Source organism: Citrobacter sp. Cpa228 (assembly GCF_030333085.1).
Classification (GTDB): domain Bacteria; phylum Pseudomonadota; class Gammaproteobacteria; order Enterobacterales; family Enterobacteriaceae; genus Citrobacter; species Citrobacter pasteurii.
On sequence record NZ_JAOWGQ010000052.1, the window covers coordinates 70,979 to 83,468 of the forward strand.

The 12,490-nt window shown below is 46.5% G+C and carries 12 protein-coding genes; 5 read left to right on the forward strand and 7 right to left on the reverse strand.

The window, feature by feature from the left end; all coding sequences use genetic code 11:
- Window positions 1-407: 407 nt before the first annotated feature.
- Genes OGX91_RS15505 through OGX91_RS15525 form a run of 5 tightly spaced genes read right to left on the reverse strand, consistent with a single transcriptional unit; the run spans window position 408 to window position 4,117 of the window.
- Window positions 408-2,750 (reverse strand): primase-like DNA-binding domain-containing protein, encoded by a 2,343-nt coding sequence (locus OGX91_RS15505; protein ID WP_286626731.1) that lies wholly within the window; start codon window positions 2,748-2,750, stop codon window positions 408-410.
- Between the two features lie 14 nt (window positions 2,751-2,764).
- Window positions 2,765-3,085, reverse strand: coding sequence for a DUF5375 domain-containing protein (locus OGX91_RS15510; protein ID WP_115181267.1), 321 nt, complete (start codon window positions 3,083-3,085; stop codon window positions 2,765-2,767).
- A gap of 20 nt (window positions 3,086-3,105) precedes the next feature.
- Entirely contained in the window at window positions 3,106-3,309 is a 204-nt protein-coding gene (locus OGX91_RS15515; protein ID WP_286626734.1) for a hypothetical protein, read from the reverse strand.
- Window positions 3,306-3,854 (reverse strand): host cell division inhibitor Icd-like protein, encoded by a 549-nt coding sequence (locus OGX91_RS15520; protein WP_286626736.1) that lies wholly within the window; start codon window positions 3,852-3,854, stop codon window positions 3,306-3,308. The genes OGX91_RS15515 and OGX91_RS15520 overlap by 4 nt, the downstream gene beginning before the upstream one ends.
- The gene (locus tag OGX91_RS15525) at window positions 3,851-4,117 is read right to left on the reverse strand and encodes a helix-turn-helix transcriptional regulator (RefSeq protein ID WP_179128934.1); all 267 of its coding nucleotides are present in this window, start codon (window positions 4,115-4,117) and stop codon (window positions 3,851-3,853) included. Before OGX91_RS15525 ends, OGX91_RS15520 begins: the two co-directional genes overlap by 4 nt.
- Window positions 4,118-4,653: 536 nt before the next feature.
- Here OGX91_RS15525 and sid point away from each other — a divergent pair.
- The 4 genes from sid to OGX91_RS15545 all read left to right on the forward strand — a co-directional run bounded on the left by sid (window position 4,654) and on the right by OGX91_RS15545 (window position 9,275).
- On the forward strand, window positions 4,654-5,397 hold the full coding sequence (sid, locus tag OGX91_RS15530) for a capsid size-determining scaffold Sid (protein ID WP_286626738.1): 744 nt from the start codon (window positions 4,654-4,656) through the stop codon (window positions 5,395-5,397).
- A gap of 3 nt (window positions 5,398-5,400) precedes the next feature.
- Complete coding sequence (locus tag OGX91_RS15535; RefSeq protein ID WP_000468229.1) at window positions 5,401-5,640, forward strand: STY4826 family bacteriophage gene regulatory protein; 240 nt, start codon at window positions 5,401-5,403, stop codon at window positions 5,638-5,640.
- A gap of 15 nt (window positions 5,641-5,655) precedes the next feature.
- Window positions 5,656-6,222, forward strand: coding sequence for a phage polarity suppression protein (locus tag OGX91_RS15540; protein WP_286626739.1), 567 nt, complete (start codon window positions 5,656-5,658; stop codon window positions 6,220-6,222).
- 305 nt (window positions 6,223-6,527) lie between these two features.
- Window positions 6,528-9,275: a TrlF family AAA-like ATPase gene (locus OGX91_RS15545; protein ID WP_191215492.1), complete on the forward strand. Its 2,748-nt coding sequence runs from the start codon at window positions 6,528-6,530 to the stop codon at window positions 9,273-9,275.
- A 35-nt stretch (window positions 9,276-9,310) separates the two neighbouring features.
- On the opposite strand, the gene OGX91_RS15550 is transcribed toward OGX91_RS15545, so the two are convergent.
- Complete coding sequence (locus tag OGX91_RS15550) at window positions 9,311-10,501, reverse strand: integrase domain-containing protein (RefSeq protein ID WP_286482879.1); 1,191 nt, start codon at window positions 10,499-10,501, stop codon at window positions 9,311-9,313.
- Between the two features lie 488 nt (window positions 10,502-10,989).
- On the opposite strand from OGX91_RS15550, the gene OGX91_RS15555 reads away from it, so the two are divergent.
- Entirely contained in the window at window positions 10,990-11,193 is a 204-nt protein-coding gene (locus tag OGX91_RS15555; RefSeq protein ID WP_053896513.1) for a helix-turn-helix transcriptional regulator, read from the forward strand.
- Window positions 11,194-12,103: 910 nt separating this feature from the next.
- Here the strand turns inward: OGX91_RS15555 and OGX91_RS15560 are convergent.
- Window positions 12,104-12,481 (reverse strand): SEN1984 family lipoprotein, encoded by a 378-nt coding sequence (locus OGX91_RS15560; RefSeq protein WP_085335197.1) that lies wholly within the window; start codon window positions 12,479-12,481, stop codon window positions 12,104-12,106.
- Window positions 12,482-12,490 lie beyond the last annotated feature (9 nt).

Consider the following 12,490-nt stretch of genomic DNA (forward strand, 5'->3'; position numbering starts at 1 on the left):
TATACCAATGGCGATTTGCTGTAGTGTTTACTGTGGTTATGCAAACCTGTTTTTTTGAATAGAACGCATCGAAAAAAAGTTTTTTTGCATTTAACTGTTCACACTGTTCATCTCGGTTATTTATCATTTTATATCATGTGGTTAGGTGGTGATGAGTTGGTGAAGAGTGAACAGTCGACTCTTCACCTTTGTGATTTTTGCTCGTTCTGGATCCGCCCGCTCAGGAGATGCGCAGGGTGATAAAAAGTTTTTTTGTATTTAACTGTTCACACTGTTCACCTCTGGTTTTTTATCAATAAATTCATGGTGATACAGGGTGAATATACGGTGAAGGGTGAACAGTGGATTGTTCACCTTGTGGCAATGGCCAGAAAGGAAAAGACCGGCTGTTGCCGGTCTGAGTGAGGTTATGTTGCTGCGGGGTCGTCGCACTTCGGCAGCCAGTCGCCGTAGCTTTCCTCTTTCAGCGACAGGTTGGTCTGTATCCCCTGCTTTGTGTGTCGCTTCTCATAATTCAGGCCGTACTCTTTCAGCATCATGGGCAGCCCCAGCCCGAACATTTTCAGGCTGAGCACGTTCCTGTACCCGTTAGCCTCCATATAGGCAAGATACGCGTGATAGAGATATTTACGGTAATTACGCGGGATGATGCTGGCGTTCCCCATAAACATCCCGTTGGTCTGCGGGAGCATTTCCAGATAGCCGCAAAAATCAAATGTAGGGTCAGCATCGCGCTTAATGCTGAGCGCCTCGTCGGAGTTCTGCTGCGACTGGAGCAGTGCGCGCGCGGTCATCGGGTCGCTGAATTTCTGCATAAGCTGGCGCACGATGACGGCCAGCTCGCGCGCAATTTTATCCCTGAGCTGCGGGTCTCGTTCCTCCGGGGCAATCTGCTCCGGGAAATGAATAATCACCCGGCGACGGGAGACGCCGCCGCTGCGGTCGGTGAAGCGCATCGGGTTATTGTTCACGGCCAGAATCACCGCCGGAATATGTGTTGAATACGGGTTCTGGTATTTCGGGTCAACCGAGACCGCATCGCCGCCGGTGATGGCCTTAAGCCCTGCGCCGTCACCGCTCCATTTTTCCTGGTCTGGCAGACGAATAAGCGAGAAGCCAATCAGGGAGGCACGCTTGCGCGGGTCTTCCAGTGTGTCGATATCGGCTGACGTGGCGTTATCTTCCCCGGCGAGCAGGGTCGCGATTTCGGCCAGAATACTTTTGCCGCTCCCGCCGGGACCGGTGACTTCGAGAAAGAGCTGCCAGTCGTAACGGTTCGCCAGCACCATAAACAGTGCAGCCAGAATCACGTCGCGTTTTTGTGGATTTTTACCGGCCGCACGGTCAAGCCAGCGCCAGAAGTTCGGCGCGTGCGTCTCCAGCATTTCCCCGTCCACCGGCGGGGTAAAATCCACATCGCACAGCGTGCGCAGCCAGTGCGATTTGTGGTGCGGGCTGAATATGCCGCTTTGGGTATCGAGTACCCCGTTGCGAAAGCCAATCAGACGACGTGCCGGTGTATCCTGCTGCGGAATAATCAGTTTCAGGGTCTCCACCACCGAGGCAATTTTCCCGGATGAGAACGGGGCGCGTAAGCGCTGGAATAAGTCAGCCACATTTCGTGAGAAAGTGGCGGCAGGGATATTTTTCCAGATGCCGTTTTCATAGCGGGACAGGAGCTGGCCGTTCGCATCCACGGCCAGCGCTTCGCCGTAATGCTCATGCACCCGCAAAGCCTTGTCGCTGGCGCTCATGGCGGTAAATTCCGCCTCGCTCATGGTATCAAACGGACTTTGCTCCGGTGGCCGGATAGCGTCATAAATCGCTTTCCGCGTGGCTTCCTCGCCGTACTGTATAAACGCATCATTCCAGTCACCGAATACCGGCGGCAGGGCAACAACGCCCTCACAGGCGTCTGCGGCCGCAGCGGCTTTACTCTGGCCGTCGCCGTTAAGGTCACGGTCGGCGGCGAGGACAATCTGACAGGCCGGGTATTTGTGACGGGCAAGGCTCGCCAGAGAAAGGAGGTTCACGGAGGACAGTGCTACCATGACGGTTTCCCCGGTCAGATGATGCACGGTGAGCGCGGTCGCATAACCCTCCGCAATCCACAGGCGTTTTCCGGCCTGTTTTTTCCCTTCGATGACATGACATGCCCCTTTGACCTGACCGCCTTTCAGGGTGCGTTTGAGACCGTCAGCATTGATAAGCTGAAGGTTAACCAGTGCGCCGGTATCGTCATACAGCGGGACAACCACATCACCGGTGCGGAACGTCACGCCGCCGGTTTTATGTATGACGGTGAGCGTCAGACATTCCTGAGCGGGGAAACCCTTGCGGGTGAGGTAGGCGTTGCCGGTGGCCGGTCGGATTTTCTCCATGAGCCTGACGGCCAGCGCGACCGCCGCTTTGCGGTCGGCACTGGTTGCAGCCTCTGCGGCCGCAATCACTTCCGGGGCAACCGGCGGCAGGTTGCCGGTCACGGCGTTCACTTTCCGGGCGGCCTCAGACGGATTTACACCGAACACCTTTTCGACAAGCCTGAGTCCGTCACCCGAACCGCACCGGTTGCAGTACCACGTGCCGCGCCCCTCCAGGTCATCAAAGCGAAAGCGATCGCTACAGGCATCACCGCCACAAATCGGGCAGGCCTGATGGCGGTTTTTAATAACCTTCACACCCAATGCCGGGAGAATGCGCGGCCAGTGGCCGCACGCCTGTTTTACCGTTTCTGTTACGTTCATTTTCATCGTTGTTTTCTCCCTCAGTGCAGTACCGGTGCGGTGATATGACGGGCGCAAAGCTCATCCATCACGGCCAGCCCGAGAAAGGACAGCGACGGCGCGGCTTTGAGTGGTCCGGCTTCCATTAAATCTTCCAGCAGTGCACAGGCAATCTGGCGGCCTTTTTCCTCGCCGTGCTGGCGCAGGTAGAAGCCCTCCAGCTCGGCGGCAATGGCGCTTTCCAGTGCGTCGAGGGTGAGGTGCGGGTAGCGGTGCTGGCGTTCGCACAGGTTCAGCCATGCACAGGCCACGGCGCGACGATACAGCGCGGCGCGTAATACGGGCGGTAATGGCTTTTTCATACATTACCTTCCCCGGTCAGTCACTGATGATTGCAGCGTTCGACCACGCCGTCGAGCTGGGCGGTCATGAGGTAAATCACGGAGGTGAGCTGCAACTGCTGCGCAGGGTCGCGACGAACAGTGGCGCAGTCCTGCACCTGCATCAGCTCATTGACGAGCTGGCCGACGTTGCGCATGTGCTCGAGGCATTCGAGGTCGCGGGCGGTAATGGTGGTGTGTCTCATGCGCGCACCTCTGCAACCGGCAGACGGCCAGCAAACGAGAGAACGTAATCGCGAACGAGAGAAAGGCGTGCGGCGTGCTCATCACCGGCAACGGTGCGGAGCATACAAATACGGGGGGTACGGTCTGCGCGACGAACAGCGGCAAACACAAAGACAAACTGCGGGTGTGACGGGGTGAGGGTCGTAGCCATAAGGGCAACCTCCATTGAGTAGCGGTTAACGCTACCACCGGAGTTCTCACGCTCGGGTGGTAGCCCAGACGGGGGTGAGAAACCGGCCTCAATGGGTACCGGCCAGCCCGAAGGCTGCCCCGCCTGAGCCACCATTACGCAGATACAGCAACGGCTTAAGAACCGATGCGTAAACAACAGGTGCACATAGGCATAGACACAAAAAAAGACGCATGGCGCGTCCGGTGTCGCCACTGAGTAAATCGGGTTCTCACGCCCGGCTGCCGATTTTGCGACAGCGGGAAAACTATACCTGGAAACGGCGAAAAGAAGCAAGCCAGAAAAAGGGGCTGTTTGCTGAACGGTCATCATCATGCGTCATAGCCCCGGTTACGTTCGGCAATGCGATCCGCCATCCATGCAGTGATTTCAGACTGCGCCCACGCCACATTTTTTCCGCCGAGGGAGATTTGTTTCGGGAAGGCTTCCCGGCTGATGAGGTCGTAAATGGTCGAGCGGGACAGGCCGCACAGATGCATCACTTCGGGCAGACGGATAAAGCGCTCGTGAACGATATCAGAAACCGGCATCAGCGGTGCGGCAGGGGCAGAAGACGGGGAAGAAAAAGCGGTGTGCATCGGGCTACCTCACAAAGTCCATACAGTGCCGGTCGTGTCCGTCCGGCTTCGGGTAGCTCCTTATTATGTCTATATTTTTCCTCAGGTCATGTGAGATTTTCGGGGAAACAAACATTGACTTTTCGCTCTGGCAAACAAAGGCAAACGCTGGCAAACATATGCAAATCACTGCATTACAATGCAGCAATTTCTATTTCTTTTAGTTATATATTTTTCGTTTTTAATCAAAATAAAGTCTAAATGCTATAACCAGAGCAAAACAGGAGGTGAACAGTGGTGAACAGACGGTGAACAGTCAGACCCTCAACTGTTCACCCTTTAACTTACTGTATTACTTATCTTTTTATTTAAGGTGAACAGTGGTGAATAGTTATAAGTAAAAAAACAAACGGTGAGTAAGGTTTTCCTGCGACCTTTCTCTGGCCAGCCTGATTTTAAGGTCTGTTTGTGCCAGCACTCTGACAACGGCAATGAATCGTGTTGTTGTGCAGGAGGCGTCAGAATCATTTCAGGTTGAACACACGGAGAGCCTGAACATGAAACCCGAACTCATTATCAAAGCCATGCAGACCGTTATCAGTAAACAGGATGAAGGCGCGGAACAACGTATTGCCGGTGCGCTGGCCGCACTTAACGAAGCAAAAGACGCACACACGGCCAGCATGGGTAAACTCAGCGACATTGAGGCTTCCATTCAGCGTTGTGAGCAGGAACGACAGACCGCGCTCAGTGAAAGTGCACAGGCCGAACAGGACTGGCGCAGCCGCTTTCGAACTCTGCGCGGCAACCTCACTCCTGAACTGAAAGCTGAACACAGTAAACGTATCGCCAGCCGCGAACTGGCTGATGAGTTCACCGGTCTGATTACCGAGCTGGAGAAAGACAAAAGCCACGCCATGCTTGGCGCATGCTCCTCCGGTACGGCTTATATCAGCGCCCATGAAAAAGCGTTCACCACATACGCCAACAGCGAGTGGAAGAAGGCGCTGGCCGGTATCAGCCCCGCACTGTTACGTGCCTTTCTGTTGCGTATACGGTCGCTGGAAATGAGCGGAGAAACCTCGCCGCGTGCGACCGTGACCCGCGAGCTGGGTGATGCCCTGAATCTGCAGTCAGCCCTGTATCATTTTGATATGGAGCAGGAGCCGGTCCTGTCCGTAACCGGCATGAATCGCCCGGTCATAACCGGGGTTGATATGGCGCTGTTAAGAAGCCCGGCCAGACGGATGAAGCTTGCCGCTGAACTGGCCACAAAAGACCACGAACAGGCAGAGGGCTGAATTATGTTTCACTGTCCGTTCTGCAAAAAGACCGCGCATGTCCGTACCAGCCGGTATCTGTCGGAAAACGTCAAACAACGTTATCACCAGTGTACCAATATCGAATGTTCGGCCACTTTCCGCACCATCGAGTCGGTTGACGGTGTGATACGTGCCGCACCGGAGAAACCCGACCCCGCGCCGGTGGCGCCACCGCCGCCGCGTAAGGTGCAGGGCTGCTACAGTTCGCCGTTCCGGCATTAATCAGGAGAGAGACACGTGACCACTGTGACATTGCAGCAGGCCTTTGAGGCCTGTCAGACGAACAAAAACACCTGGCTGAAACGTAAAGCCGAACTGGCCGATCTTGAACTTGAATACCGTGAACAGCTCCTTGCCGGTGACGAACAAATTCCGCGCAGAATGCAGGATTTGCGCGACGATATCGACGTGAAAAAATGGGAGATTAATCAGGCCGCCGGTCGCTATATCCGCTCACATGAGGAGGTGCAGCACATCAGCATCCGCAACCGGCTCCATGACTTTATGCGGCAGCACGGCGCGGAGCTGGCCGCCACGCTGGCACCTGAGCTGATGGGGTATAACGAACAGCTTCCCGCAGTAAAACAGAGCGCCATGCAGCACTCGGTTGATTATCTGCGTGAAGCCCTGTCGGTGTGGCTGGCCGCAGGTGAAAAAATTAATTATTCCGCGCAGGACAACGACATTTTAACGGCTATCAGATTCAGGCCTGATGCGGCTTCGCGGGATGATAATCGCCAGAAATTCACCCCGGCACAGAACCTGATTTACACCCGCCGACGTGCAGAACTGGCCGCACGGTAGCACGCGAAAAAATCCGCGAAAATTCCGCTATTTTTTCCGAAAAAAGCCATGCATCCATAAGGTGCATGGTTTTGCATGCAAATCCCCGTATTTTATTTTCCCCGCCGCGCCAGTACCGGCGCGGCCTGAGACGGATCATGCATCTGCATTAAAAGCGACCACTTAAGCGGGCAGGCGTGGCGGGGAGAGCATTGCGCGCAGAAATAAAAATGTTCTTTAGTAAGATGAGTTTATCTTTGATATTTTTATTGCGAATAACGAGAGGGTTATGATTTTTTTTGTCATCTTGATAAGGGACTTTAATCATGCAGCAAATCGGCTCTAAGTGGTGGAAGTTTGACTTCCATACTCACACACCAGCATCTTTCGATTATGGGCGAGGGGACAAGAATCTTAAGGATTTGATGACACCTCATGAATGGTTGATGAAGTTTGTAGAAAAAGGTGTTGAATGCGTAGCTATTACAGACCATAACAGTGGTGGATGGATTGATAAATTAAAAGAAGAGGCCGCTGCGCTAAGAGCGCAAAATTATTCTATTTACGTATTTCCAGGTATTGAAGTAACCTCAAATGGGAATGTTCATATTTTAGGTATCTTTGATCCAACAGAAAGCTCTAATAAAATATCAGAGCTTATTGGATCAATAAACTATAAGGGGACGCAAGGTGATAGTGATGCTGTTACAGGGGATAGCCCCGAGTCGGTTATAAAAAAAATAATAGAAAAAGGAGGGGTGGCAATACCAGCTCATATAGATAAGAAAGCTGGATTATGTAGTGTTCATAGTTCTGGATACACTTTAGAACAGGTCTTAGATGAGTGTTCAGCTGTAGAGATAATTACAAGAAATGATGAATATGAAGCAGTTGAATCAACTGCAAATCCCTTACGTGGATATATTTCTTTAAATAAAGGGCTGGCTGAAGTTATTGGCTCAGATTCTCATATTCCTGCTGATGTAGGTCGAGCATTTACATGGGTTAAAATGGGGGCTCCTTCAATTAATGGATTGAAGTTGGCTCTATATGAAGCAGATGAGTCAATTAAACGCTCTGATATACACCCCGGTGATCCTAATCTTTATGCTGAAAATAGATTGCTAGAAGTTAAAATTAGCAACACTAAGTATTGTGGTAGGGTTAAAGAATTTAATATTAATTTTCACCCATGGCTTAATTGCATAATCGGTGGAAGAGGGAGTGGTAAATCATCTTTAGTCGAGTTTATAAGATTAGGCTTGGCACGTGAAAAAGAACTTAATAGTTTGACTAAGAATGGAGAGTTATATGAAAACTTTAAGAAATTTGCAAAGGTTTCATCTAGAGGTGATGATGATGGAGTTTTGTTAAGTAATAGTGATATAAAAATATTATATGAAAAAAGTGGTGAAAAATACCTATTACACTGGAGTAATGAAACATCCAACACAAAGATATTTAGAGTGGATGGTGATGGGTATATTGAGGAGGACGGGGATGTTGAATCACGATTCCCAATTCATATATATAGTCAAAAACAAATATATGAAATATCACGTTCCCCTGATTTTTTATTGAAAATAATTGATGGTTCGACTCAAGTTAATTACTTTACATGGAAATTATCTTGGGATGATTGTATTAGACGATACATAAGAAATCAGAGTGATATTCGAGAGCTTGAACAAAATATTAAAATCAAGAGTACTTTGATAGGGCAGTTGTCAGATGTTAAAAGAAAAATTGAATCTATAGCTAACTCTGGTCATGCAAAGATATTTTCTGAATATCAAATCGCAATGATTGAAAGAACTAATATAACTAACTATGTTTCAAATAATAAAGAGGCTATACAGGCCTTATATGCCTCCCTTGAGTCCACATCACTTAAACATTTAGATAGTGCTGAATTTTCCAATCAACAAGGTATGTATAGTGAGTTTGCAGACAAACTGTCTGGAACCAATAGTTCAATTTCAGATGTTAAAAAGAATGTGAAGGGATGGTTGGATTATGGTGTAAATCAATTAAATGATTTTTATAGTTGGTATGCTTCTAGTTCATTGAAATCACATCATGATATGCAGGAGTCAGAATATCTTAAGCTTGTGCAAAACCTTAAAGATAGTGGCGTTAATAATCCTAATGAATACCATGATTTGATTATTTCAGAAAAGGATTTAAATGAAAAATTACATAAGATATCTTTAGATGAAGAAAGCGTTAGACTGAAAAATAATAATTCCATATTAATATATTCAGAACTGGTAGCACTTCGCACCGACCTTACCCGGCGAAGAGAGCGTTTTTTGAATGATTTGGGATTGGATGATACATATATAAAAGTTGATGTTATCCCATTTGGTAATTTAGGTAGTATTGATGAGTCTTTTCGCAACCTTATTGCTAAAAATGACGGTACTTTTGCCTCTGATTTAATTGATAATGGTGAAGGTATTTTAGCTACCTTGATTAACAAGGTAACTAAAGAAACAAGTGATGAGAAAATGATTGAAATTATTGATGATTTTAAAACTCCATTTGTGACAAGAAATAGTGATGAAGTTTTGGGTGTTAAATTAAGTAAAAGATTTAATGATTTGAAAAATTCTCTATCTACAGATGTAATCGATCGTCTAAAATGCTGGTTCCCAGATGATGAGATTAAAATAAAATTTAAAGATGGAAATAAATTTAGGGACATATCACAAGGTTCAGCGGGACAGAAAGCAGCAACTGTTCTAGCATTTTTGCTATCATACAGTAATGACCCTTTGATCTTAGACCAACCCGAAGATGATTTAGATAATCGACTTATTTATAACCTTATTGTTAAAAGACTCAAGGAAACGAAGAAATCTCGGCAAGTTATGGTAATTACACATAATGCCAATATAGTCGTGAATGGTGATGCTGAGTATGTCGTAGCTTTATCACAAAACTCCGGAAGTACTTTTGCTGTCTCTAATGGGGGCCTTCAGGATGATGAAGTTAGAACCGCCATCTGTGATATTATGGAAGGCGGTAAAGTTGCTTTCGAGCAAAGATATAAACGAATTATTAACCTGTAATTAATTAAAATAGATAGCTCAAGGTACATTTTGAGCTATCTATTTGCTACATAATTCCCCCACCAAGCCATAAGTTTTATTCTTTGCTCTAAATATGTACTCCGATTATATGCCCTGCGGACTTCGTTTTTATCATGATGAGCCAATGCTGCCTCTATTACATCAGCGTTTAAGCCAGCTTCATTCATGGCAGTACTAGCAATAGAGCGTAATCCATGTGCAACTAACTTGCCTCCATAACCAATCCGCTTTAAAGCTGCATTAGCTGTTTGGCTATTCATTGGTTGTTTTGGATCATTTCTGCTTGGGAAGACATGCTCACGATGCGCACTAATAGGTTTCATTACCTCTAGAATGTCTAATGCCTGAGTAGATAAAGGAACAATGTGCTCTCGCTTTGCCTTCATCCGTTCGGCCGGGATCGTCCAAAGTTTGGCATCGAGATCGATCTCTCCCCACCGAGCCCCGGAAGCCTCAGAAGGGCGCACGAGCGTCAGGAGTTGCCATTCAATGAGACAGCGAGTCGGAACAGACAGATTTGACATGACTAAAGAACGCATCAGCTTCGGCAATTCTTCTGGCCGCAGTGTCGGCATGTTTTGTTTTTTGGGCTTCTCAAAGGCCATTCCGACACCAGATGCCGGGTTGGCATCAATCAGGCCAGTGTTGACGGCGTAGATCATGATTTCGTTAATACGCTGCACCAGCCTACGAACAGTCTCCAACGCCCCACGAGCTTTGATTGGCTCAAGGGCTTCAACCAGTGTTCGGGCTTTGATTTGCTGGACAGGGGTCTCCCCGATAGCTGGAAATACGTCTTTTTCCAGTGAACGCCATATATCTTTAGCGTAATCAGGGGTAACGCTTTTGCTTTTGAGCTGGAACCAGTTAGCGGCGACCGTCGAAAAAATACTGTCCAGAGCGATTTGCTGCTGTTCTTCAACAACTTCAGCCTGAACTTGGGGGTCTATGCCATTAGCTAACAAGGCAAGGTAATCCGCTCTCAACCCTCGGGCATCAGCCAGTGAAAGGGCGGGGAAAGCACCAAGCCCCATCATTGTCCGCTGTTTTGTCGCTGGACGTTGATAACGGAAACGCCAGAGCTTTTTCCCGCTGGTTTTCACTATCAGGAAAAGGCCATCGCCATCATGTAGAGTTAGATCCTTCTCTAACGCTTTAGCGCGAAGAACTTCGGTGTTGGTAAGGGGGCGTGTTGTCCGTGCCACTGCGGCCGCTCCTTCATGAATTGGTATACGCTTTTAGGTATACATCCTACCGTATACCTAAACGTATACCAATAATCACCGGATTTAGCCGGATGTTCTCGGACAACGACAGACACAAAAAAGCCCGCAGGGCTTGTGCCGTGCGGGCTTTCTGTACTTCACCGGACGTATCCGGATCATGATTTGGTGGGCTGGCGTCCCTGTAATCCACTCTTTAATTGTTTGATTATTATATATATTAATGATTTGTATTTTACATTGAGGTGCAATAAAGGGATAAAAAAGTATTGTGGCTAAAAATCAATCACATTTTGAATGTCATGACTAGCGGTGAGGAGTTGAACTCATGAGTTCAACTTCCGAAAGTGATTGAATGACTGTTAATTTAAAATAGTCAACAAAAAAAGCACTTTTTGCTAAAAAAGTTGTTGATCGTCATAAGCGATATTCGAATAATAGCCTCTGTCGAAAAACAATGGGAGAGATAAATGAAAGAAAAAAACAACTTTATACGTCTACCTGAAGTTCTGGAAAGAACAGGATTTTGTAAAGCTTGGATTTATCGTTTGATTAGTCGTGACGAATTCCCTTCACCTATAAAAATCGGTGATCGTGCAATCGGGTTCGTAGAAAGTGAAATAGATGCGTGGATTGACGAAAAGATTTATTTATCAAGAAATAAAGCCGCCTGAATGTTATTAAATGCTTTTTTGATTTATTCCTGACAGATTCATCATTAAAAGTGAAAACCTCTCAAAATCGCGTATAGAGCGTTTTAGAGCTACATATGAAAAATATCTTTTATTTAAAATAAAAGACTGGGTTTTGAACTGGTCTTTTTTTATTTTATCATCTAATCATTTTATTAAATATTTTTGATTTTATCTATTGACTGATGTTATAAATGGATTTATATAATATAAAGATACGAAAAATTAAAAACTCTTCGCCGACTTTTAACTTACGTTAAATACCACTTCCAGAAGATTTTAATCTTTAATAAAGCAATAACGCTAATCCTGTGTATCGGGTATAAGAATGAAGGTTCCTCAAGTGTTTGGCAATTCTTATGTTATTGTGGCAGTGCCGGATGACGCGTAGCTGCCAACCTGAATCGCATAATCTAAAAAATTTACAAACTGTAGTATAGACTCTTTAGTAAAACGAGAGTCGTTTGAAAGTTTCATGATTTGTGTTTGCGCGGGTCGTGGGGGAAGTATCAGGATGGAAACGTTCTGAATATTTTCAAGGCGCAATGAGCATCTCCTGTCTCTCTATTTTAGCCTTTTTGGCGTGGGGGGTAGGGGGGGAATGCTTAAAGAAAAACTATTTCCTCCTTCGGAGGAAAACTACTACGGCTGAAAGCCGCCCCGCTAAAACACAAACCCCAAAACCTTAAAACCAAAAACTTTTAAATTAATTAATTAGTACTACTAGTACAAAATTTTAATAAAAATAAATATAAAATCCCAAATATAAAAAGTAAAGTGTTATTTAATGAAGAGCTAATAGAAATATAAGTGAAGTTAGATCATGGATAAAATATAAAAGAAGTCAGATTACGCCAACTTCTTTTATAGATAAAATGGTATTCGATTTAGATTAATCTAACAAACCGCGAGAAGTTTTACTTGCCGTTTGTCTAAAGGTATAGCGTTCAACAACATCACCTTTAAACCAGATCTCAAGATCTTTCATGTGCGCTGTGCTGCTGTTCTTTAATAATGCTAATCCCGGTATGTAATTTGAAATCTGGGATTCACCGGACATAACGGAATAGCCCCACATTTCTTTACCATCGTTAGTTTCTTTAGTCTGAGGCTCCCCATAAAAACGAAGGATATCTTGTTGAGTAGTTTTACCCTTGATAATCTTAGAGGCTATATTCTGCTGTGTTTCGTCTTTAATAGATTTGTTTCCATAAACGGTACAACTCGCTAAAGGAAGAATAATAAATGCTGCCGTAATCAATCTTTTCATATCAACTCC

Bases quoted from the DNA above. Each gene is read 5' to 3' on its own strand.
- OGX91_RS15505 (WP_286626731.1), bottom strand. From the start codon at position 2,750: ATGAAAATGAACGTAACAGAAACGGTAAAACAGGCGTGCGGCCACTGG.
- OGX91_RS15510 (WP_115181267.1), bottom strand. From the start codon at position 3,085: ATGAAAAAGCCATTACCGCCCGTATTACGCGCCGCGCTGTATCGTCGC.
- OGX91_RS15515 (WP_286626734.1), bottom strand. From the start codon at position 3,309: ATGAGACACACCACCATTACCGCCCGCGACCTCGAATGCCTCGAGCAC.
- OGX91_RS15520 (WP_286626736.1), bottom strand. From the start codon at position 3,854: ATGATGATGACCGTTCAGCAAACAGCCCCTTTTTCTGGCTTGCTTCTT.
- OGX91_RS15525 (WP_179128934.1), bottom strand. From the start codon at position 4,117: ATGCACACCGCTTTTTCTTCCCCGTCTTCTGCCCCTGCCGCACCGCTG.
- sid (WP_286626738.1), top strand. From the start codon at position 4,654: ATGAAACCCGAACTCATTATCAAAGCCATGCAGACCGTTATCAGTAAA.
- OGX91_RS15535 (WP_000468229.1), top strand. From the start codon at position 5,401: ATGTTTCACTGTCCGTTCTGCAAAAAGACCGCGCATGTCCGTACCAGC.
- OGX91_RS15545 (WP_191215492.1), top strand. From the start codon at position 6,528: ATGCAGCAAATCGGCTCTAAGTGGTGGAAGTTTGACTTCCATACTCAC.
- OGX91_RS15555 (WP_053896513.1), top strand. From the start codon at position 10,990: ATGAAAGAAAAAAACAACTTTATACGTCTACCTGAAGTTCTGGAAAGA.
- OGX91_RS15560 (WP_085335197.1), bottom strand. From the start codon at position 12,481: ATGAAAAGATTGATTACGGCAGCATTTATTATTCTTCCTTTAGCGAGT.